1 protein-coding gene is annotated in these 1,029 nt (G+C 47.1%); it reads left to right on the forward strand.

The window, feature by feature from the left end; all coding sequences use genetic code 11:
• On the forward strand, window positions 1-1,029 hold a 1,029-nt coding region (locus R7P67_RS26590), incomplete at both ends, for an efflux RND transporter permease subunit (protein WP_318086552.1).

The following is a 1,029-nucleotide window of genomic DNA, read 5'->3' on the forward strand; positions in this document are numbered from 1 at the left end:
TTTTGTTCAGTCTGTGATGAACAGCTTTTTCCCTCCGATCATGATCTTACTCGCGCTTGTGGTCGGTGCCGCAGCCTTGTGGTTGACCCCGAAAGAGGAAGACCCGCAAATCGTTGTGCCGATGGCAGATGTATTGGTTTCGGCTCCCGGACTCAGCGCTTCTCAAGTCGAAAATCAAATCACTGAACCATTAGAAAAGCTTGTTAGCCAAATTGACGGTGTGGAATACGTTTATTCTTCGTCAATGGAAGGTGCTGCGCAAGTCATCGTTCGTTTCTATGTCGGCGAAAACCGCGAAGATGCTCTGGTTAAGCTGTATAACAAACTCTATTCCAACCAAGACAAAGTTCCTCCTTCTGTCACTAACTGGCTTGTAAAGCCTGTTGAAATCGATGATGTACCCATTGTTGTTGCCGCAATTTATTCCACCGATCCAGACATTCTCGATCGCCATCAGTTGAGACGTATTGCAGACCAAGCCACGTTAGGCATTAAATCATTGGATGCCACCAACAAGGTGGAAGTGATTGGCGGTGAGCCGAGAAAAACCCAGATAGAGCTTGATTCTGTTGCGATGGCAAACTTCAAAGTAACCATCGATGACCTAGAACAGGCCATTCAGTTCAGTAATAGCAAAACCCAAGGCAAGAACGTTCGCGTAAACGGGCAAAATTACACATTGGAGTCGGGACGGTTTCTGACTAACGCCGAAGAGGTTGGCGATCTTGTTATCGCGGTGCTCAATGGCAAACCCGTTTATTTGAAAGATGTCGCGCGTATTTACGACGGTGAAGGTGAGGCAACATCCGATACTTGGTATCGCGATAAAAACCACGATGAAGCATACCCAGCGGTGTTCATTTCTGTCGCTAAACAAAAAGGCTCGAACGCGGTTAACGTGGCTCAGTCTGTTCGGGATAAACTGGCGGAGCTTCAATCCGAGCAATTTCCTCCACAAGTTCAAGTTGCAGTCATTCGTGACTATGGCGAAACGGCGAATGCGAAAGTAAACAACTTGGTATCAAGCCT

The organism is Vibrio sp. Vb0937, assembly GCF_033338855.1.